The organism is Nocardioides sp. Arc9.136 (assembly GCF_030506255.1).
In the GTDB taxonomy this organism is placed as follows: Bacteria; Actinomycetota; Actinomycetes; order Propionibacteriales; family Nocardioidaceae; genus Nocardioides.
Genome location: NZ_CP113431.1, coordinates 649,585 through 670,625, shown reverse-complemented (window position 1 = coordinate 670,625; position 21,041 = coordinate 649,585). Strand labels below are relative to the sequence as shown.

The following is a 21,041-nucleotide window of genomic DNA, read 5'->3' as shown; positions in this document are numbered from 1 at the left end:
GCCGACGGCCGTCCCCTCGGCGTTCACCTGCGGGTCACCGTTCCCTCCCCGGCGGTTGACCCGTCCTGCCTAGCGTCCGCGCCATGACCACCGCCTCGCGCGAACCGCGCACGCTGCTCCCCCTCCTCACCTCCGGGCCGCACGGCTCGCGCAGCCACCTGACCTGCCAGTTCCGCTGCGGCAACGCCTGCGACCAGCCGGTCCCGAACACCAGCACCAACGGCCACGTCCGCGACGAGATCAGCAAGGCCGTCGCCCGCCGGTCGGTCCTGCAGGGCGCGGCCGTCGGCACCGGCGCGATGGTGCTCGCCGGTCTCGGCTCCGCTCCCGCGGCGGCCGTGCCGGCCACCACCCCCGCGGGCGTGGCCCGCGCGGCGGTCGGCAAGGACCTCGGCCGGACGTCCTTCCGCCCGGTGGCGCCGAACAAGCGCGACGCGGTGGTCGTGCCGGAGGGCTTCCGCAGCGACGTCGTGGCCAGCTGGGGCGACCCGGTCGAGAAGGGAGCGCCGCGCTTCGACGTGCGCCGCCAGACGCCGGACTCGGCGGCCAAGCAGTTCGGCTACAACTGCGACTACGTCGGCGTGCTGCCGCTCAAGGGCGACCGGGCGCTGCTCGTGGTCAACCACGAGTACACCGACCCGAACCTGATGTTCCCCACCGACCTCTACCCCGAGGACACCCAGAAGGAGATCGAGATCCTCAGCCACGGCATGTCCGTGCTGGAGATCAAGCGCGGCCGCACCGCGGGCTCCTGGCTGCGGGTCTCGCCCTCCGGCACCCGGCACAACCGCCGGATCAGCACCCGCACGGCGTTCGCCGTGACCGGCCCCGCCGCCGGCGACCCCCGCCTCCGGACCTCGGCCGACCCGTCGGGCCGCAAGGTCATGGGCACCCTCAACAACTGCGCCGGCGGCATGACGCCGTGGGGCACGGTGCTCTCGGGCGAGGAGAACTTCAACCAGTACTTCGACGCCTCCGGGGACCTCGACCCGCGCTACGCCGACTCCTACAAGCGCATCGGCGTCACCGGCGCCGGACGCGGCTGGTCGTCGGTCGACCCGCGCTTCGACCTGACCACCGAGCCGCACGAGCCGTTCCGCTTCGGCTGGGTCGTCGAGCTCGACCCGACCGACCGCACCTCCACCCCCCGCAAGCACTCGATGCTGGGCCGCTTCAAGCACGAGGGCGCGAACGTCGCCCTGGCCAAGGACGGCCGCGCGGTGGCGTACATGGGTGACGACGAGCGCGGCGACTACCTCTACAAGTTCGTCTCCCGCGACAAGATGAAGAAGGGCCGGGGCGCCGCGGCCCGCCGCCACAACCTGACCCTCCTCACGCGCGGCACGCTCTACGTCGCGAAGCTGACCGGCGACGGCACCCAGGACGGCTACGACGGCACCGGTGAGTGGATCCGGCTCACGAGCGACACCACGTCCTACGTGGAGGGCATGAGCGTCGCCGACGTCCTCATCGACACCCGCCTGGCCGCCGACAAGGTCGGTCCGACCAAGATGGACCGTCCCGAGGACGTCGAGCCGAACCCGGTGACCGGCAAGGTGTACGTCGCGCTGACCAACAACTCCAACCGCGGCACCGCGGCGCTGCCGGTCGACGAGGCCAACCCGGTCGGGAAGTCGATGACGCGTCCCGCGCTCGGCGAGCCGCTGCGCGAGCAGTCGGGCAACCGCAACGGCTACGTGCTCGAGCTGACCCCCGCCCGCGGCGACCACGCCTCCACGACCTTCACCTGGGACCTGATGCTGGTCTGCGGGGACCCGGCCGCGCAGGAGACCTACTTCGCCGGGTTCGACAAGTCGCAGGTCAGCCCGATCAGCTGCCCCGACAACGTCTCCTTCGACTCCGAGGGCAACCTGTGGATCTCCACCGACGGCAACGTCCTGGGCTCCAACGACGGCATCTTCCGGGTGCCGACGAAGGGCGCGCTGCGCGGCAAGGTCGAGCAGTTCGTCACCGTCCCGCGCGGTGCCGAGGCCTGCGGGCCGCTGATCACCGACCAGGACCGCTCGCTGTTCGTGGCCGTCCAGCACCCCGGTGAGGTCGACGGCGCGACGTTCGAGACGCCGGCCAGCACCTGGCCGCACACCGACGACTTCCCGCGCCCCTCGGTCGTGGTGGTCCACAAGCACGCCTGACCCGCACCGCACCTCGCCGAGCCGGCGCCGCCCAGGAGTGCGGCGCCGGCTCGCGCGTTCACAGCACCGTGGTGAGGACGCCGCCGTCGGCCCGGAGCGCCGCGCCGTTCGTGGCCGACGACAGCGGGCTGGCGAGGTACGCCACCAGGTGGGCGATCTCGGCCGGGTCGATGAACCGCTGCAGGAGCGAGGTCGGGTTCCCGGCCACGACCGCGTCCCTGACCGCCTCCACCGGCGCACCCTGGGACCGGGCCACCTCGGCCACGGCCGCAGCGACACCGTCGGACCACGTCGGGCCGCCGAGGACGGTGTTGACGGTGACCTCGGTGCCCCGGGTCAGCTTGGCCAGCCCGTTGGCGAGCGCGAGCGCCGCGGCCTTGGTCGCCCCGTAGGGCACCATGTCGGCGGGGACGTCCACGGCGGACTCGGTGCCGACGAAGACGACCCGGCCCCAGCCCCGCTCGAGCATCCGGGGCAGCAGGTGCCGGGAGAGCCGGACCCCGCCCATCAGGTTGACCTCGACGTAGTGCTGCCACTCCGCGTCGGAGACCTCCGCGAAGGCGGCGAGCCCGAAGACGCCGGCACAGCTGACCAGCACGTCGACGTCCCCGAGCTCCGCCAGCAGCCGCTGCACCTGGGCGGGGTCGGCCAGGTCGGCGGCGATCCCCGAGACGTCCGCGTCCGGCACCGCCGCCCGGAGATCCTCCACCACCGCGCGCACCCGCGTCCCGTCGCGCCCGCTGACGACGACGGCGGCCCCCTCCGCGAGCAGCGTCTCCGCGATCGCCCGTCCGATCCCCTGGGTGGAGCCGGTCACGAAGGCGGTCCGCCCCCTCAGCTGCAGGTCCATGCGTCCGTCCCCTCCGTTGCGGCGCCGTCGCCGATCACTTGCTCAGTCAAGTGAAAGGTACGGTGGATGACTTTCCCGATCAAGTCAGGACGGCTTATCCTCGTGCCGTGCCCGACTCCCCTGACCCGCCCCCGCTCACCGGCGAGGATCTCGAGACCTGGAGCGCCCTCGCGACCGTGCTCGAGTGGCTCCCGGCCGCGCTCGACGCACAGCTGCAGCGCGACGCCGGCCTCACCCACTTCGAGTACGGCGTCCTCTACGCGCTCGCGTCCGCACCGGACCGGACGCTGCGGATGAGTGTGCTGGCGGGCTACGCGAACAGCTCGCTCTCCCGCCTCTCCCGGGCGGTGTCGCGCCTGGAGACCCGCGGCTGGGTGGTGCGCGCACCCGACCCCGCCGACGGTCGCTACACCCTCGCGACGCTCACCGAGCAGGGCCGGGAGGCGCTCGACGCGGCCACCCCCGGCCACGTCGCCACCGTGCACCGGCTGGTCCTAGACCCGCTCACGCGCGCCCAGGCGCGCCAGCTGCGGGAGGTCAGCCGGCGGGTGGCCCGGGCGATCCGGGAGGAGGACGGGTGGCGGCCACCCGTGCAGGAGGGACCCGCCTGAGGACGACCCGGGAGCGGCGAGCCGGGCGCCGCCCCTCGCCGGCGGCTCAGGCGGAGCGGACCGCCACGACGTCGGCGAAGGCCTCCAGGGCGTCGCGCACGGGACCCTGCGGGAGGACCGTGAGCAGGTCCTTGGCCTCGGTGGCGCGGGCGACGACGTAGGCCCGGGCCTCCTCGAGGGCCGGGTGCTTGCGGAGCAGGTCGAGGGCCTCGGCGTGCAGGGCGTCGTCGGTCAGGTCGGCGTCCAGCAGCTCGAGCAGCCGGGCGTCGGCGGGGTCGGTCGAGGCCCGGGCCATCAGCACGGGCAGCGTCGGGACGCCCTCGCGCAGGTCGGTGCCCGGGGTCTTCCCGGACTCGGCGGACTCCGAGGCGATGTCGAGGATGTCGTCGGAGAGCTGGAAGGCCGAGCCGACGATCTCGCCGTACGCCGTCAGCGCCTCCTCGACCTCCGCGGACGCGCCACCGAAGCGCGCGCCGTACCGGGCGGAGGTGGCGATCAGCGAGCCGGTCTTCCCCGCCACCACGTCGAGGTAGTGCGCGAGCGGGTCCTCGCCCTCGCCGGGCGGCACGGTCTCGAGGATCTGGCCCTCGACGAGCCGGCTGAAGGTCTCGGCCTGGATCCGGACCGCGTCCGGGCCGAGCTGCGCGGTCAGCTCCGAGGACTTCGCGAACAGGAAGTCGCCGGTCAGGATCGCGACGTGGTTGTCCCAGCGCGCGTTGGCGGAGTCCGCGCCGCGGCGCAGCGCGGCCTCGTCCATGACGTCGTCGTGGTAGAGCGAGCCGACGTGGGTGATCTCCACGACGCACGCGGCGGTCAGCACCTCGGGGGCCAGCGGCTCGGGACCCGCCTCCGCGGCCAGCAGGACCAGCAGCGGGCGGAACCTCTTGCCCCCGGCGTCGAGCAGGTGGCTGGCGGCCTCGGTGACGTAGGGGTAGCGGCTCCGCACGTGGGCGTAGAGCGCTTCCTCGACCTCGGCCATGCGGTCGCGCAGGCGCGCCCCGAGGGCCGGGTCGGTGACCGGCAGGGCCAGACCCGCAGACGAACTGGTGCTCACCTAATGAAGTCTCCCGCACGGGCCGCGAGATCGAGAACCGGGCCCGGCACGACGCCGATCACGACGGTCGCCACCACGCCCGCCGCGATGGTCGCGGAGGTCAGCAGCGACGGCGTCGTCACCGACGCGACCTCGCCGAGGTCCGCGTCGGGCTCGGCGAAGAACATGATCCGGATGTAGCGGACGTAGAAGAAGATCGCGATGATGCTCGACGCGATCGCGGTCAGCACCACCGGCCACGCCCCGGCCGACATCGCGACCGTGAAGACCGCCCACTTGCCGACGAAGCCGGCCGTCAGCGGGATGCCGGCCATGGAGAGCAGGTACAGCCCGAACGCCGCGGCCAGCCACGGCGAGCGGCGGCCCAGTCCGGCCCACCGGTCGAAGTGGGTGGCCTCGCCGTTGGAGTCGCGGACGAGCGTGACGATCGCGAACGCGCCGAGCGTCGCCACGCCGTACGTCGCGAGGTAGAACAGCACCGCCTGCAGCGAGGTGACCTGGCCCTCGGCGAGGTCGCCCGCGCCCTGCACGCCGAGCACCCCGGTGAGCAGGAAGCCGGTGTGCGCGACCGAGGAGTAGGCCAGCATCCGCTTCACGTCGGTCTGGGAGACCGCGACGACAGCGCCGACCACCATGGTGAGGATCGCGACGACCCACATCATCGGCTGCCAGCTCCACCGGTCGGAGCCGAAGGCGACGTAGAAGAGCCGCAGCAGCGCACCGAACGCCGCCACCTTGGTCGCGGCCGACATGAAGGCCGTGACCGGGGTCGGCGCGCCCTGGTAGACGTCGGGCGTCCAGCCCTGGAACGGCGCCGCGCCGACCTTGAACAGCAGGCCGACGGCGAGCATGCCCATGCCGACGAGCAGCAGGCCCTGGTTCTCGGTGTCGTTGCGGACCGCCTCGGCGATCGCGGAGAGCTGCATCGACCCGGCGAAGCCGTAGACCAGCGCGACGCCGTAGAGGAAGAAGCCGGAGGAGAACGCGCCGAGCAGGAAGTACTTCAGCGCCGCCTCCTGGCTGAGCAGGCGCCGTCGCCGGGCCAGGCCGCACAGGAGGTAGAGCGGCAGCGAGAGCACCTCGAGCGCGACGAACATCGTGAGCAGGTCGTTGGAGGCCGGGAAGAGCAGCATGCCGCCGACCGCGAAGAGCAGCAGCGGGTAGACCTCGGTGTGCTCCCAGCCGCGGGTCGAGATCTCCCGCTCGGCCTCGGTGCCGGGCAGCGCCGCGGCCTGGCCGGCGAACGCCGAGACCCCGCCCTCGACGCGGCGCTCGGCGAAGAGCGCGACGCCGCCGAGGGAGAGCAGGAGGATCAGCCCCCACAGGTAGAGGGTCGGGCCGTCGACGACGACGGTGCCCTCGGCGGCGAGCAGCCCGCGGGCGGCGCCGTCGGCGACCTCCTCGAGGTCGGTCGCGAGCCAGATGGTGGTGGCCAGCGCCGCGAGCAGCACCAGGGCGCTGAGGACGACCTGGACGAGGCGGCGCCGCTCCCGCGGCAGGAACGCCTCGACCACGACGCCGAGGCAGGCGCCGCCCAGGACGATCAGGAGCGGGGCGAGCTCGGCGTACTCGATGGTGGGCTTGACGAAGTCCATCTCAGTGTCCCTCTCCAGCGTGCTCGCCGGCCGGCTCCACGACGGTGCCCGGGGGTACGGCGGGGGCGTCGTCGTCGACGTCGACGCGGGCCATCAGGTCCTCGACATAGGGGTTGGCCACGTCGAACAGCGGCATCGGGTAGAAGCCGAACAGCACCAGCCCGACCATGAGCGGCGCCAGCACCGCGACCTCGCGCGGTCGCAGGTCGCGGGTCTCCCGCACGGCCGTGGCCCCGGTCGTGGAGGCGGGCCGGGTGGCCGTCGCGGTCGCCGTGCCGCCGGCGGGCCGCTCGGAGGCGTCCGAGCCGTGCCCGGCCGGCTCGCGGTGGGCCGGGTCGTCGAGGTGCTCCCCCGCGCCGTCCGCCCCGTCCGCGCCGTCCGCGCCGGCGAGCGGGCCGGGACCGGTCATCACCCGCTGGTACATCCACAGCACGTAGATCGCGGCGAGCACGATGCCGGTGACCGCCGCCGCGCCGACCCACCAGTGGTAGTCGAAGGCCGCGATGATGACGAGCACCTCGGAGATGAACGGGCTGAGCCCGGGCAGGCTCAGGGTCGCGAGGCCCGCGACGAGGAACAGCCCGGCCAGGACCGGCGCGAGCCGCTCCATGCCGCCCATCCGGCGGATCGAGGAGGTGCCGCGCCGCTCGATGACGTGACCGGCGGTGAGGAAGAGCGCTGCCGTGCCGAGCCCGTGGTTGACCATGTAGAGGATCGCGCCGGACTGGCCCTGGCTGCTCATCGCGAAGATGCCGAGGGTGATGAAGCCGAAGTGGCTCAGCGAGGTCAGGCCCACCAGCCGCAGCAGGTCGTCCTGGCCGATGGCCAGCAGCGCGCCGTACACGATCGAGATCAGCGCGATCGTGACCACCAGCGGGGTGGCCCACTTCGAGGCCTCGGGGAAGAGCTCCAGGCAGAAGCGCAGCATCCCGTAGGTGCCGATCTTGTCCAGCACGCACACCAGCAGCACGCTCGTGCCGGGCGTGGCCTTCTCCGTGGTGTCGGCCAGCCAGGTGTGCAGCGGGAACAGCGGCGCCTTGACCGCGAACGCGATGAGGAAGCCGGCGAGGATCCACCGCTCCGCGGAGGTCGACATCTCCAGCCCGGCGAGGTCGGAGGTGAGGTACGACGGCTCGCCGGCCTGCGCGGAGACGACGTAGAGCCCGATCACCGAGCCGAGCAGGACCAGGCCGCCGCCGAGCTGGAACATCAGGAACTTCACCGCCGCGGCGCCGCGACCGGCCTTGCCGAAGCCGCCGATGAGGAAGTACGCCGGGATCAGCGTGGCCTCGAAGACGACGTAGAAGAGGAAGACGTCGGTGGCGAGGAACACCGCCAGGGAGAGCGCCTCGAGGGCGAGCGCCCAGGCGAAGAACGAGCGGGTCGACCCGCTCGCGCCGGTGCCCTCGTCGGCGTGGGTCCAGGAGTAGGCCAGCACGATCGGAACGAGGACGACGGTCAGCAGGACCATGAGCAGCGAGAGCCCGTCGACCCCGAGCGCGTAGTGGACGCCGAACGCGGCGATCCAGTCGTGGGTCTCGGTGAGCTGCATGCCACCGCCGAGCTCGTAGCGCAGCGCCACCGCGACACCGAGCGCGAGGGTCAGCACCGAGACGGCGAGCGCGACCAGCTTGGCCAGCTCGGCGCGCGGCACCGCGGCGACGACTGCCGCGCCGACGAGGGGCACGGCCACGAGGACGGTCAGCCAGGGGAGGTCGTTCATGCGAGGTTCACCGCCAGGAGTGCGAGGACGACGAGCAGGACGCCGCCGAGGACGGAGAGCGCGTAGGAGCGGACGAAGCCGTTCTGCAGCCGCCGCAGCAGGTCGCCGACGGCCTTGACCGCCCCCGACCCGCCGGAGAAGGCCCCGTCGACGACCGTGCGGTCGGCGGTGGTGAGCCCCCGGACCGTCGCGGCACCGGGCCGGACGACCAGCACGTCGTTGATCGCGTCACCGTAGACGTCGGCGCGGGCAGCCCGGGTGGCGAAGGAGACGTCCTGCGGCGGGGTCAGCGGCACCTCCCGCCTGCCGACGAGGAACCACGCGGCGGCGACGCCGACGGCCACGACCGCGACGGTGAGCAGCGTGATCACCATGACCGGCAGCGGCGGCTCGTGGTGCGGGGCCTCGCCGACGACCGGCGCCAGCCAGTCGACGATCCAGTCGCCGAGCAGCAGCACGCCGCCGAGCACCGACAGGGCGGCCAGCACGACCAGCGGCACGGTCATCAGGGCGGGCGACTCGTGCGGGTGCACGTCCTCCTTCCACCGCTTGGTGGTGAAGAAGGTCAGCAGCATCAGCCGGGTCATGTAGAAGCCGGTGATGCCCGCGCCGAGCAGGGCCAGGACGCCGACGACCCAGTTCTCGGCCAGGGCGGTCTCGATGATCTTGTCCTTGGACCAGAAGCCCGAGAAGCCGGGGAAGCCGATGATCGCGAGGTAGCCCATCGCGAAGGTCAGGAAGGTGACCGGCATGGCGTGCCGCAGCGCGCCGTACCGCCGCATGTCGACGTCGTCGTTCATGCCGTGCATGACCGAGCCGGCGCCGAGGAACATGTTGGCCTTGAAGAAGCCGTGCGTGATCAGGTGGAAGATCGCGAAGGCGTAGCCCGCGACGCCGAGACCGGCGCCGAGCATCATGTAGCCGATCTGGCTCATCGTGGAGCCGGCCAGCGCCTTCTTGATGTCGTCCTTGGCGCAGCCGATCACCGCACCCCACAGCAGCGTGACGGTCGCGACGACGACCACGACGGTCTGCGCGTGCGGCGCGAGCTCGAAGATGAAGTTCGACCGGACCACGAGGTAGACGCCGGCGGTGACCATGGTCGCGGCGTGGATGAGGGCCGAGACCGGGGTCGGGCCCTCCATCGCGTCGAGCAGCCAGGCCTGCAGCGGCACCTGCGCGGACTTGCCGCAGGCGGCCAGCAGGAGCAGCAGGCCGACGGCGGTGAGCGTGTCCTCCTCGGCGGCGCCGGAGACCGCGCTGATCGCGGAGAAGCTGGTCGTGCCGAAGGTCGTGAAGAGCAGCGCGATGGCCAGGGCCATGCCGATGTCGCCGACGCGGTTGATGACGAAGGCCTTCTTCGCCGCCGCGGCCGCGGAGTGCTTGTGCTGCCAGAAGCCGATGAGGAGGTACGACGCGAGGCCGACGCCCTCCCAGCCGAGGAACAGCCCGAGGTAGTTCTCGGCCAGGACCAGCATGAGCATCGCGGCCACGAACAGGTTGAGGTAGCCGAAGAACCGGCGCCGCCGCGGGTCGTGCTCCATGTAGCCGATCGAGTACACGTGGATCAGCGAGCCGACGCCCGTGACCAGCAGCAGGAACAGCGCCGACAGCGGGTCGTAGAGCAGGTCCATCCCGACCTGCAGGTCACCGACGGACACCCAGTCGTAGAGGTGCTGGCCGACCGACCGGTCTCCCTCCTCGCGGCCGAGCAGCTCGAGGAACATCAGCACGCTGATGACGAAGGAGCCGATCGGCATCAGCGTGCCCAGCCAGTGGCCCCACCGGTCGGTGGCGCGGCCGCCGAGCAGCAGCACGGCGGCACCGATCAGGGGCAGGCCGATGACCAGCCACATCAGCGAGAAGACGCCGTCGGCGGCGCTGGGCTCGATCACCGGCACCTGGTGGGCGGCCTCGGACAGTGAGTACATCCGCTCTCTTCCTCAGTACTTCAGCAGGCTGGCGTCGTCGACCGAGGCCGACCGGCGGGTGCGGAAGATGGTCATGATGATCGCGAGGCCCACGACGACCTCGGCCGCCGCGACGACCATGACGAAGAACGCCGCGATCTGCCCGTCGAGGTTGCCGTGCTGCTTGGCGAAGGCCACGAGCGCGAGGTTGCAGGCGTTGAGCATCAGCTCCACGCACATGAAGACCACGATCGCGTTGCGGCGGGTCAGCACCCCCACGCAGCCGATGCTGAACAGGATCGCCGACAGCACGACGTACGGCGTCACGTCGGTCACCGGTGTGCCTCCTCGTCCGTGCCCGGGCCACCGGTGCCGGTGCTCGGGTTCTCGGTGTTGTGGCCCGAGCCGGCGGAGCCGTCCGCGGGCGTGCCGGAGCCTCCGGGGACCCCGCCCAGCGAGCGCTGGACGTCCTCGATGTCGTCGGCGAGGTCGGGGGCGGAGCGGATCGTGCCGCGGGCGGCCAGCGTCCGGGAGACCGAGGACTCCGAGGGCGTGCCGTCGGGGAGCAGCGCGGGGGTGTCGACCGCGTTGTGCCGCGCGTAGACGCCGGGCGCCGGGAGCGGGCCGAGGTGCTCGCCGCGCTCGGCGAAGTCGCGGACCCGCTGGGCGGCGCGGACCGGCTGGGTCGGCTTGGGCCCGAGCCGCTCGCGGTGCGCCAGCACCATCGCGCCCACCGCGGCGGTGATCAGCAGCGCGCTGGTCGTCTCGAAGACGAAGACGTAGCGGGAGAAGAGGATGTTGGCCAGCGCCTCGATGTTCCCGCCCTCGTTCGCGGCGTCGAGGCCGACGACCGTGCCCAGGGTGATCTGACCGACGCTGGCGACCAGCACCACGCCCAGGCCGATCCCGAGGACGACGGCCATCGTCCGCTGGCCCCGGATCGTCTCGACGATCGAGTCGGAGGCGTCGACGCCGACGAGCATCAGCACGAAGAGGAAGAGCATGAGGATCGCGCCGGTGTAGACGATGATCTGCACCGCGAAGAGGAACGGCGCCTCGAGCACGGCGTACAGCACCGCCAGGCTGATCATCACGACCGCCAGCAGCAGCGCGGCGTGGACCGCCTTGCGCACGACGAGGATGCCCAGCGCCGCGAGCACCATGACCGGCGCGAGGATCCAGAACGCGGTCACCGGCCGGCCTCCCGCAGCGTCGCGTCGTCGTCGGTGGGCACGCCGGGGGCGGTGCCGGTCGAGGGCGACGGCGGTGCCGCGAAGGTGCCGCGGTAGTAGTCGCCCTCGTCGCTGCCCAGCAGCATCGGGTGCGGCGGCTGCTCCATGCCGGGCAGGAGCGGGGCGAGCAGGTCGGACTTCTCGTAGATCAGGTCCGCGCGGTTGTCGTCGGCCAGCTCGTACTCGTTGGTCATCGTCAGCGCCCGGGTCGGGCAGGCCTCGATGCACAGCCCGCACAGGATGCAGCGCAGGTAGTTGATCTGGTAGACGCGCCCGTACCGCTCCCCCGGGCTGAAGCGCTCGGCCTCGGTGTTCGAGGCGCCCTCGACGTAGATCGCGTCCGCGGGGCAGGCCCAGGCGCACAGCTCGCAGCCCACGCACTTCTCCAGCCCGTCGGGCCAGCGGTTGAGCTGGTGCCGGCCGTGGAAGCGCGGCGCCGTCGGCTGCTTCTCGAAGGGGTACTGCTCGGTGACGACCTTCTTGAACATCGTGCGGAAGGTGACGCCGAAACCCGCGATCGGGTCCCAGAACTGTTCCTTGACGGTGGCCATCAGCTCTCTCCTGCCGTCGACCGGGCGGTCGTCGGGTGGTCGAAGGTCAGCGGTGCGGCGGCGCCGCGCACCGGGCCGCCGGCCGGCATCGCCGGGACCGGGAAGCCGCCGGAGGCGCCCGCGCCTCCGGGCCGGTCGGCCGCCCGCCGGTCCTCGGTGGGCTCCTCACCGGAGTCCCCGACGAAGAACAGCGCGAGGAAGAGCACCGCCAGCACACCGATCCCGATGAGGAGGTACCGGCGGTCGATGCCGCCCTCCAGCGAGGTGGCGCGGATCGTGGCGACCGCGATGATCCACACCAGCGCGACCGGGATCAGCCGCTTCCAGCCGAACGCCATGAACTGGTCGTAGCGCAGCCGCGGCAGCGACCCGCGCAGCCAGATGAAGCCGAAGATGAAGAAGAGCACCTTGCCGAAGAACCACAGCACCGGCCAGTAGCCCTCGTTGAACCCGCCGTACAGCTCGTCGATCCAGAACGGCGCGTGCCAGCCGCCGAGGAACAGGGTCGTGGCCAGCGCCGAGACGGTCGCCATGTTGATGTACTCGGCGAGGAAGAACAGCGCGAACTTCAGCGAGGAGTACTCGGTGTGGAACCCGCCGACCAGCTCGCCCTCGGCCTCGGGGAGGTCGAACGGCGCGCGGTTGGTCTCCCCGACCATGGCGATCAGGTAGATGACGAACGACGGCACGAGGATCAGCCCGAACCACAGGTCGTCCTGGGCCGCGACGATCTCCGAGGTCGACATGGACCCGGCGTAGAGGAAGACCGCCACGAGGGCGAGCCCCATCGCGACCTCGTAGGAGATCATCTGCGCGCTCGAGCGGAGCCCGCCGAGCAAGGAGTACGTCGAGCCGCTGGACCAGCCGCCGAGCACGATGCCGTAGATGCCGATCGAGGCGATCGCCATCACGAACAGCACGGCGACCGGCATGTCGGTCAGCTGCAGCGGCGTGCGCTCCCCGAAGAAGCTCACCTCGGGCCCGAAGGGGATGACCGCGAACGTCACGAACGCCGGCACCACCGCGATCACCGGGGCGAGGAGGAAGACCGCCTTGTCGGCGGCGGTGGGGATGATGTCCTCCTTCAGCGCCAGCTTCACGCCGTCGGCCAACGACTGCAGCAGGCCGAAGGGCCCGTTGACGTTGGGGCCGATGCGGTGCTGCATCCGCGCGACGACCCGGCGCTCCCACCAGATGTTGAACAGGGTGAGGAGCACCAGGACGACGAAGATGAGCAGCGTCTTCACGAGGATGACCCACCACGGGTCACCACCGAACGCCGAGAGGTCCGGCCCGTCGGCCGCCATCGCGATCACTGGCTCGCTCCCTTCACGGTCACGCGCGACCCGGGTGAGGCCAGGCCGGCCAGCACCCCGTCGCCGAACGAGTTCGCCGGGACCCAGACCACGCCGTCGACGAGGTCGGAGGTGATCTCGGCCGGCAGGGTCACCGAGCCGCGGTCACCGGTGAGGGTCACGGTCGGGCCGAGCGCGTCGTACGTCGCGGCGGTCACGCGGGCGACCGGCATCCGGGCGGTGGCCCGCAGGGCGGCGTCGCCGTCCTGCATCGTGCCCAGGTCGAGCATCTGCTTCCAGGTGGAGAGCACGAAGCCGTCCTGCCCGCCCTGCCCGCCATGGCCGGTCGGCGCCGACGACACCGGGACCGCGGGGTCCGCGGCCGGCCTACCGCGCTCGCCGTCCCAGCCGCCGAGCTCCTCCATCCGGGCCCGGACGTCGGCGACGGTGCGGAACCCGAGCGGTCGGCCGCGGCCGAGCAGCGCCAGCTCCTCGGCGACGCCGGCGAGGACGCGCAGGTCCGGCAGCGAGGCCGGGTTGGTGAAGACCGCCTCGAAGGGCCGGGGCCGGCCCTCCCAGGTGATGAACGTGCCCGCCTTGTCGCTGACCGGGGCGACCGGGAAGACCACGTCGGCCTCCCGGGTCACGTCGGTCTCGCGCACCTCCAGCGCCACGACGAAGCGCGCGGCGCGCAGCGCGGCCCTGGTCGCGGCCGGGTCGGCGGTGTCGTCGGGGTCCACGCCGCCGACGACCACGCCCCCGAGCTCGCCGGTCCGGAGGGCGGCGACGATCCGGTCGGCGTCGCGTCCGGGCGCCTCGGGCAGCGACGGCACGCCCCAGGTGGTGGCCGCGTCGACGCGGGCGGCGGCGTCGGCGACCGGGCGGCCGCCGGGCAGCAGGTTCGGCAGGCAGCCCGCCTCGACCGCACCCCGGTCGCCGGCGCGGCGCGGCACCCAGGCCAGCCGGGCGCCGGTGCGCCGGGCGAGCGCCGCCGCCGCGGTGAGGGCGCCGGGCGAGGTCGCGAGCCGCTCCCCCACCAGGACCACGGTGTCGGCGTCGACGCCGTGCTCGGCGCGCTCGGCGAGCGACTCGATGACGGCCGCCTCCGTGCCGGGCGCCGCGGGCAGGAGCACGCCGTTCATCTTCCGCAGGCCGCGGCTGCTGAAGGGCGCGACGGAGAGCACGCGGGTGCCGCGGCCGGACGCCTTGCGCAGGCGCAGGAAGATCGCGCCCGCCTCGTCCTCCGGCTCGAGCCCGGCGAGGACGACGGTCCGCGCGGACTCCAGGTCGGCGTACGTCACCGCGCCGCCCCAGGGGCCGGTCAGCACGACCTCGGAGGCGAGGAAGTCCGCCTCCTCCGCCGAGAGCGGCCGGGCGCGGAAGTCGACGTCGTTGGTGCCGAGGGAGACGCGGGCGAAGACGCTGTAGGCGTAGGCGTCCTCGGCGGTGAGCCGGCCGCCGGGGAGCACGCCGACCGCACCGGCTTCCGCGAGGCCGCGGGCCGCGACGGCGAACGCCTCGGTCCACGACGCCGGGCGGAGGCCGCCGTCGGCGTCACGGACCTGCGGGTAGGTCAGCCGGTCGGGCTGCTGGGCGTAGTGGAACGCGAAGCGGTCCTTGTCGGTGATCCACTCCTCGTTGACCTCGGGGTCGTTGCCCGAGAGCCGGCGCATCACCTTGCCGCGGCGGTGGTCGACACGGATCGCGGACCCGCAGGCGTCGTGCTCGGCGACGGCCGGGGTGGAGACGAGGTCGAAGGGGCGCGAGCGGAAGCGGTACTCCGCGCTGGTCAGCGCCCCGACCGGGCAGATCTGGATGGTGTTGCCGGAGAAGTAGCTCTCGAAGGGCTCCTTCTCGTAGATCCCGACCTGCTGGAGCGCGCCGCGCTCGACCAGGGCGATGAACGGGTCGCCGGCGATCTGCTCGGAGAAGCGGGTGCACCGGGCGCACAGCACGCAGCGCTCGCGGTCGAGCAGCACCTGCGCGGAGATGTTGATCGGCTTGGGATAGGTCCGCTTGATGCCGCCGGACGCCGCGAAGCGGGACTCGCCCCGGCCGTTGGACATCGCCTGGTTCTGCAGCGGGCACTCCCCGCCCTTGTCGCAGACCGGGCAGTCCAGCGGGTGGTTGATCAGGAGGAACTCCATGACGCCCTGCTGGGCCTTGTCGGCCACCTCGCTGGTCGCCTGGGTGGTGACCACCATCCCCTCGGCGACCGGCAGCGTGCAGGAGGCCTGCGGCTTGGGGAAGCCGCGTCCGTTGCCGGCGTCGGGGACGTCGACCAGGCACTGGCGGCAGGCGCCGACGGGTGCCAGCAGCGGGTGGTCGCAGAAGCGCGGGATCTGCACGCCGACCTGCTCCGCCGCGCGGATCACCAGGGTGTCCTTCGGGACGCTCACCTCGACGCCGTCGATGGTCAGCGTGACCAGGTCGGTCCGCTCGGCCTCCGCGGCGCGGGCCTTCTCCGGGGTCGTCGTCATGCCGTCGCTCCCACGGTCCGGTCGGACCACGCGGTCGAGGCGGCCGGGTCGAACGGGCAGCCGCCGTGGGTGAGGTGCGCGAGGTACTCCTCGCGGAAGTGCTTGATCGAGCTGGAGATCGGGCTGGTCGCGCCGTCGCCCAGCGCGCAGAAGGAGCGGCCCAGGATGTTGTCGCACTGGTCGAGCAGCAGGTCGAGGTCGGCCTCGGAGCCCTGGCCCTTCTCCAGCCGGGCGAGGGTCTGCACCAGCCACCACGTCCCCTCGCGGCACGGGGTGCACTTGCCGCAGGACTCGTGCTTGTAGAACTCCGTCCAGCGCAGCACCGCCCGCACCACGCAGACGGTCTCGTCGAAGAGCTGCAGCGCGCGGGTGCCGAGCATGGAGCCGGCCGCACCGACCCCCTCGAAGTCCAGCGGCACGTCGAGGTGCTCGGGGGTCAGCAGCGGCGTGCTGGAGCCGCCGGGGGTCCAGAACTTCAGCTCGTGCCCCTCGCGCATCCCGCCGGCGAGGTCGATCAGCTGGCGCAGCGTGATGCCCAGCGGCGCCTCGTACTGGCCGGGGCGCTGCACGTGCCCGGAGAGGGAGAAGATGCCGAAGCCCTTGGACTTCTCGGTGCCCATGCCCGCGAACCACTCGGCACCGTTGGCGATGATGCTCGGCACCGAGGAGATCGACTCGACGTTGTTGATGACCGTCGGGCTGGCGTAGAGGCCGGCGACCGCGGGGAACGGCGGGCGCAGGCGCGGCTGCCCGCGGCGGCCCTCGAGGCCCTCGAGCAGCGCGGTCTCCTCGCCGCAGATGTAGGCACCGGCGCCGGCGTGGACGACCACGTCGAGGTCGTAGCCGGAGCCGTGGATGTCGCGACCGAGGTGGCCGGCGGCGTACGCCTCGGCGACCGCGGCCTGGACCCGGCGGATGACGTGGAGGACCTCGCCGCGGATGTAGATGAACGCCGTGTGCGCCCGGATCGCGAAGCTGCTGAGGATGACGCCCTCGACCAGCGTGTGCGGGCTGGCCATCATCAGCGGGATGTCCTTGCAGGTCCCCGGCTCGGACTCGTCGGCGTTGACGACGAGGTACTTGGGGTTGGGGTTGTCCTGGGGGATGAAGGACCACTTCATCCCGGTGGGGAAGCCGGCGCCGCCGCGGCCGCGCAGGCCCGAGTCCTTGACCGCCGCGATGACGGCGTCGGGGCCCATCGCGAACGCCGTGTCCAGCGCGCGGTAGCCGCCGCGCCGGGTGTGGGCGTCGAGGGTCCAGGACCGCTCGTCGGCCCAGCCGGCGGTGAGGACGGGGGTGAGGGTGTCGGTCACTTCGCGTCTCCCTTCTCGGCGGCCGTCTCGGTCGTCGGGCTCTCCTTCTCGACCACGGCGGCCTCGGCCTCCTTGGTCCCGGCGTCCGCCGTGGCGGCCGCCTCCTGGCGGGGCTCCTCGGCGACCGCGTGCCGGCCGTCGCGCTGGTCCGGGTCGCCCTGCGGGGCGGTGTCGGGCGAGGGCGCGGACCAGCCGCGCTCGGCGGCCAGGCCCAGCCCGACCAGCGAGGCGGGTCCCGCGCTCGGGCCCTCGTCGACGCGACCGTCGGGGAAGCCGGCGAGCACGCGCGCGGCCTCCTTGAACGTGCAGATCCGCGGGCCGCGGGTGGAGCGGACCTCCACGCCGGAGCGCAGGTCGTCGACGAGCCGGACGGCCGACTCGGGGGTCTGGTTGTCGACGAACTCCCAGTTCACCATCATCACCGGCGCGTAGTCGCAGGCCGCGTTGCACTCGAGGTGCTCGAGGGTCACCTTGCCGTCGGCGGTGGTCTCGTCGTTGCCGACGTCGAGGTGGTCCTTGAGCCGGGCGAAGATCTCGTCGCCGCCCATGACCGCGCACAGCGTGTTGGTGCAGACACCGACGTGGTAGTCGCCGACCGGCTTGCGCTTGTACATCGTGTAGAAGGTCGCGACCCCGCTGACCTCGGCCGCGGAGACGCCGAGCACGTCGGCGCAGGCCTCGATGCCCTCGGGGGTGATCCGGCCGTCGACGGACTGCACGAGGTGCAGCATCGGGAGCAGCCCCGACCGCGGCTGCGGGTAGCGCGCGGCGATCGCCCGCAGCTCGGCGTAGGTGTCCTCGGTGATCTCCGACCGGGTGCTCATCGGTCGACACCTCCCATCACGGGGTCGATGGAGGCGATGGCGACGATGACGTCGGCGACCATGCCGCCCTCGCTCATCACGCTCGTGGCCTGCAGGTTGGTGAACGAGGGGTCGCGGAAGTGCACGCGGAAGGGGCGGGTGCCGCCGTCGGAGACGACGTGCGCGCCGAGCTCGCCGCGGGGGCCCTCGACGGGGACGTAGGCCTGTCCGGCCGGGACCCGGAAGCCCTCGGTCACCAGCTTGAAGTGGTGGATGAGCGCCTCCATCGACTCGCCCATGATGTGGCGGATGTGGTCGAGGCTGTTGCCCATGCCGTCGCTGCCGATGGCCAGCTGGCTGGGCCAGGCGATCTTCTTGTCCTCGATCATCACCGGGGCGCCCTCGAGGCCGGCCAGCCGGTCGGCGGCCTGCTCGACGATCTTCAGCGACTCCCACATCTCGGCCAGCCGGATCCGGAACCGGCCGTAGGAGTCCGCGGTGTCCCAGGTCTGCACGTCGAAGTCGTAGGTCTCGTAGCCGCAGTAGGGCTGGGTCTTGCGCAGGTCCCAGGGGTAGCCGGTGCTGCGCAGCACCGGGCCGGTGAGGCCGAGGGCGAGGCACCCCTCGAGGTCGAGGTGGCCGACGTCGACCAGCCGCGCCTTGAAGATCGGGTTGGCGTTGCACAGCGCCTCGTACTCCGGCAGCCGCTTGCGCATCAGCGCGATGAACGCGCGGATCTCGTCCAGCGCGCCCGGCGGGAGGTCCTGGGCGACGCCGCCGGGGCGGATGAACGCGTGGTTCATCCGCAGGCCGGTGATCAGCTCGAAGAGGTCCAGCACCAGCTCGCGCTCGCGGAAGCCGATCGTCATCACGGTCAGCGCGCCGATCTCCATGCCACCGGTGGCGATCGCCACCAGGTGGGAGGAGATGCGGTTGAGCTCCATGAGGAGCACCCGCATGACGTCGGCCTTCTCCGGGACCTGGTCCTCGATGTCGAGCAGCCGCTCGACGCCCAGGCAGTACGTCGCCTCGTTGAAGAACGGCGAGAGGTAGTCCATCCGGGTGCAGAACGTGACGCCCTGGACCCAGGAGCGGAACTCCATGTTCTTCTCGATGCCGGTGTGCAGGTAGCCGATGCCGCAGCGGGCCTCGGTCACCGTCTCGCCCTCGAGCTCGAGGATCAGCCGGAGCACCCCGTGAGTCGAGGGGTGCTGGGGGCCCATGTTGACGACGACCCGCTCGGAGTCGTCCTCGGCGAGGCCCTCGGCGATCTGGTCCCAGTCCTGGCCCGAGACGGTGAAGACGCGGCCCTCGCTGGTCTCGGTCGAGCCGGCGTAGATGTCGTGCTGAGCGGTCATGGCTGCGTTCTCCGGGACGTCGGGGTCCCCGCGGCGTCGTCGGCCGGAGGAGCGAAGCGGGGGAGGTCGGGGACGTCGTGGGGTGACATCAGCTGTAGCTCCGTCGCTGGTCGGGCGGCGGGATGGTGCCGCCCTTGTACTCCACGGGGATGCCGCCCAGCGGGTAGTCCTTGCGCTGGGGGTGGCCGGGCCAGTCGTCCGGCATGAGGATCCGGGTCAGGGACGGGTGGCCGTCGAAGACGATCCCGAACATGTCGTAGGTCTCGCGCTCGTGCCAGTCGGCCGTGGGGTACGTCGCCACGATCGACGGCAGGTGCGGGTCGGCGTCGGGCACGGCCACCTCGAGGCGGACCCGGCGGTTCCAGGTCATCGAGAGCAGGTGGTAGACCGCGTGCAGCTCCCGGCCGTTGTCGTCGGGGTAGTTCACCCCGCTGACACCGGTCATCAGCTCGAAGCGGAGGCTCGGGTCGTCGCGCAGCGCGCGGGCGACCGCCGGGAGCGCGTCGCGCCGCACGTGGAAGGTGATCTCGCCGCGGTGGACCACGACGCCCTCGACGCCGTCGGTCACCCCGGCCGCGGCGAGCGCGGCGTCGAGCGCGGCGGCGACCTCCTCGTGCCAGCCCTCGAGCGGGCGGCGCGCGAGCCCGGGGTACACCACGGGCTGGACGAGACCGCCGTACCCGCTGGTGTCGCCGGAGCCCTTCGTGCCGAACATCCCGTGGCGGGCACCGACGGCGCGCACCTCGGGGTCGAGCGTGGCCGGGGCGTTCTCCGGGGACTCCTCCACGGCCCGCTGGTCGGGTGCCTTGCCGGGATCGCTCATCGCAGCATCCCGCGCATCTCGGAGGTGGGCAGGGCCGCGAGCGCGGCGTTCTCGCGCTCCTCGACCTCGCGGGCCCGGTTGGCACCGAGCTTGGTCTGCTGGACCTGGTCGTGCAGCTTGAGGATCGCGTCGATCAGCATCTCCGGCCGCGGCGGGCAGCCGGGGAGGTACATGTCGACGGGGACGACGTGGTCGACGCCCTGGACGATCGCGTAGTTGTTGAACATGCCGCCGCTGGAGGCGCACACGCCCATGGCCAGGACCCACTTGGGCTCGGGCATCTGGTCGTAGATCTGGCGCAGGACCGGCGCCATCTTCTGGCTCACCCGGCCGGCCACGATCATCAGGTCGGCCTGGCGCGGGCTGGCGCGGAAGACCTCCATGCCGAACCGGGCGAGGTCGTACTTCGGCCCACCGCTGGTCATCATCTCGATCGCGCAGCAGGCCAGGCCGAAGGTCGCCGGCCAGAACGACGCCTTGCGCATGTAGCCGGCGACACCCTCGACCGTGGTCAGCAGGACGCCGCTGGGGAGCTTCTCCTCGATACCCATCAGGAGATCCCTTCCGGAAGGACGGATGGTGCCAGGGGTTGTGTGTTCGGTGTCGAGCGCAGCGGACGTGCGGAGCGCAGCGGACGTGCGGAGCGCAGCGGAGCGGTCGCCGACCGAGGAGAACGCAGGCAGGTGCGGTGCATCGCGGCCCGTGAGGGTCGCGAGGCGTCGTGCATGCCAAGGCCGACGAGGGAAGGCGACCTTCGTGCGGAGCGCAGCGGAGCGGTCGCCGACCGAGGAGGACGCAGGCAGGTGCGGTGCATCGCGGCCCTCAGTCCCACTCGAGGCCGCCGCGGCGCCACACGTAGGCGTAGGCGACGAAGACGGTGGCGATGAAGACGACCATCTCGACGAGCCCGAAGAAGGCCATCGCGTCGAAGTGCACGGCCCACGGGTAGAGGAAGATGATCTCGATGTCGAAGACGATGAAGAGCATGGCGGTGATGTAGTACTTCACCGGGAAGCGGCCGCCGCCGACCGGCTGCGGGGTGGGCTCGATGCCGCACTCGTAGCTGTCGAGCCGGGCCCGGTTGTAGCGCTTGGGCCCGACCAGGGCGCTCATCGCCACCGACCCGACCGCGAACAGGGTGGCCAGCGCGACCAGGGCCAGCACCGGTGTGTACAGCTCCACGGGCTCTCCTCCGCTACGTCGCTCGGGTGTCGCTCACGCGCCCCATGTGACCTTGTGAACTGAATCACTAAGTGGCGCGGAACACATAGTGCCACTGCCGGACGGCTG

At 72.1% G+C, this 21,041-nt stretch carries 18 protein-coding genes; 2 read left to right on the top strand and 16 right to left on the bottom strand.

Annotation, left to right across the window (positions count from 1 at the left end):
* The first annotated feature begins 83 nt into the window (after positions 1-83).
* Positions 84-2,153 carry a PhoX family phosphatase gene (locus OSR43_RS03135; protein ID WP_302269561.1) on the top strand — a complete coding sequence of 690 codons (2,070 nt, stop codon included), beginning with the start codon at positions 84-86 and terminating at the stop codon, positions 2,151-2,153.
* 58 nt (positions 2,154-2,211) lie between these two features.
* Here OSR43_RS03135 and OSR43_RS03130 read toward each other — a convergent pair whose 3' ends face one another.
* A complete protein-coding gene (locus OSR43_RS03130; RefSeq protein ID WP_302269560.1) occupies positions 2,212-3,003 on the bottom strand; it encodes an SDR family NAD(P)-dependent oxidoreductase in 792 nt (263 codons plus the stop codon).
* A gap of 107 nt (positions 3,004-3,110) precedes the next feature.
* Here OSR43_RS03130 and OSR43_RS03125 point away from each other — a divergent pair, with 107 nt between their 5' ends.
* Positions 3,111-3,614 (top strand): MarR family winged helix-turn-helix transcriptional regulator, encoded by a 504-nt coding sequence (locus tag OSR43_RS03125; protein ID WP_302269559.1) that lies wholly within the window; start codon positions 3,111-3,113, stop codon positions 3,612-3,614.
* A 46-nt stretch (positions 3,615-3,660) separates the two neighbouring features.
* On the opposite strand, the gene OSR43_RS03120 is transcribed toward OSR43_RS03125, so the two are convergent.
* The 15 genes from OSR43_RS03120 to OSR43_RS03050 all read right to left on the bottom strand — a co-directional run bounded on the left by OSR43_RS03120 (position 3,661) and on the right by OSR43_RS03050 (position 20,933).
* Entirely contained in the window at positions 3,661-4,668 is a 1,008-nt protein-coding gene (locus tag OSR43_RS03120; RefSeq protein WP_302269558.1) for a polyprenyl synthetase family protein, read from the bottom strand.
* A complete protein-coding gene (nuoN, locus tag OSR43_RS03115; RefSeq protein ID WP_302269557.1) occupies positions 4,665-6,263 on the bottom strand; it encodes an NADH-quinone oxidoreductase subunit NuoN in 1,599 nt (532 codons plus the stop codon). The genes OSR43_RS03120 and nuoN overlap by 4 nt, the downstream gene beginning before the upstream one ends.
* 1 nt (position 6,264) lies before the next feature.
* On the bottom strand, positions 6,265-7,986 hold the full coding sequence (locus tag OSR43_RS03110; protein ID WP_302269556.1) for an NADH-quinone oxidoreductase subunit M: 1,722 nt from the start codon (positions 7,984-7,986) through the stop codon (positions 6,265-6,267).
* Positions 7,983-9,917 carry an NADH-quinone oxidoreductase subunit L gene (gene nuoL, locus OSR43_RS03105; RefSeq protein ID WP_302269555.1) on the bottom strand — a complete coding sequence of 645 codons (1,935 nt, stop codon included), beginning with the start codon at positions 9,915-9,917 and terminating at the stop codon, positions 7,983-7,985. The genes OSR43_RS03110 and nuoL overlap by 4 nt, the downstream gene beginning before the upstream one ends.
* Before the next feature lie 12 nt (positions 9,918-9,929).
* Entirely contained in the window at positions 9,930-10,223 is a 294-nt protein-coding gene (nuoK, locus tag OSR43_RS03100) for an NADH-quinone oxidoreductase subunit NuoK (protein ID WP_300959579.1), read from the bottom strand.
* Positions 10,224-10,228: 5 nt separating this feature from the next.
* The gene (locus tag OSR43_RS03095; protein ID WP_302269554.1) at positions 10,229-11,089 is read right to left on the bottom strand and encodes an NADH-quinone oxidoreductase subunit J; all 861 of its coding nucleotides are present in this window, start codon (positions 11,087-11,089) and stop codon (positions 10,229-10,231) included.
* Entirely contained in the window at positions 11,086-11,679 is a 594-nt protein-coding gene (gene nuoI / locus OSR43_RS03090) for an NADH-quinone oxidoreductase subunit NuoI (RefSeq protein ID WP_302269553.1), read from the bottom strand. The genes OSR43_RS03095 and nuoI overlap by 4 nt, the downstream gene beginning before the upstream one ends.
* Positions 11,679-12,986: an NADH-quinone oxidoreductase subunit NuoH gene (gene nuoH, locus OSR43_RS03085; RefSeq protein ID WP_302271561.1), complete on the bottom strand. Its 1,308-nt coding sequence runs from the start codon at positions 12,984-12,986 to the stop codon at positions 11,679-11,681. The genes nuoI and nuoH overlap by 1 nt, the downstream gene beginning before the upstream one ends.
* A gap of 5 nt (positions 12,987-12,991) precedes the next feature.
* Positions 12,992-15,454, bottom strand: coding sequence for an NADH-quinone oxidoreductase subunit G (locus OSR43_RS03080; protein ID WP_302269552.1), 2,463 nt, complete (start codon positions 15,452-15,454; stop codon positions 12,992-12,994).
* Entirely contained in the window at positions 15,451-16,767 is a 1,317-nt protein-coding gene (gene nuoF / locus OSR43_RS03075; RefSeq protein WP_302269551.1) for an NADH-quinone oxidoreductase subunit NuoF, read from the bottom strand. Before nuoF ends, OSR43_RS03080 begins: the two co-directional genes overlap by 4 nt.
* The gene (gene nuoE, locus OSR43_RS03070) at positions 16,764-17,591 is read right to left on the bottom strand and encodes an NADH-quinone oxidoreductase subunit NuoE (RefSeq protein WP_302269550.1); all 828 of its coding nucleotides are present in this window, start codon (positions 17,589-17,591) and stop codon (positions 16,764-16,766) included. The genes nuoF and nuoE overlap by 4 nt, the downstream gene beginning before the upstream one ends.
* Positions 17,588-18,928 (bottom strand): NADH-quinone oxidoreductase subunit D, encoded by a 1,341-nt coding sequence (locus tag OSR43_RS03065; protein WP_302269549.1) that lies wholly within the window; start codon positions 18,926-18,928, stop codon positions 17,588-17,590. The genes nuoE and OSR43_RS03065 overlap by 4 nt, the downstream gene beginning before the upstream one ends.
* 88 nt (positions 18,929-19,016) lie before the next feature.
* On the bottom strand, positions 19,017-19,751 hold the full coding sequence (locus OSR43_RS03060) for an NADH-quinone oxidoreductase subunit C (protein WP_302269548.1): 735 nt from the start codon (positions 19,749-19,751) through the stop codon (positions 19,017-19,019).
* Entirely contained in the window at positions 19,748-20,302 is a 555-nt protein-coding gene (locus OSR43_RS03055; RefSeq protein ID WP_302269547.1) for an NADH-quinone oxidoreductase subunit B family protein, read from the bottom strand. Before OSR43_RS03055 ends, OSR43_RS03060 begins: the two co-directional genes overlap by 4 nt.
* A 271-nt stretch (positions 20,303-20,573) precedes the next feature.
* A complete protein-coding gene (locus tag OSR43_RS03050; RefSeq protein ID WP_302269546.1) occupies positions 20,574-20,933 on the bottom strand; it encodes an NADH-quinone oxidoreductase subunit A in 360 nt (119 codons plus the stop codon).
* Positions 20,934-21,041: the final 108 nt, after the last annotated feature.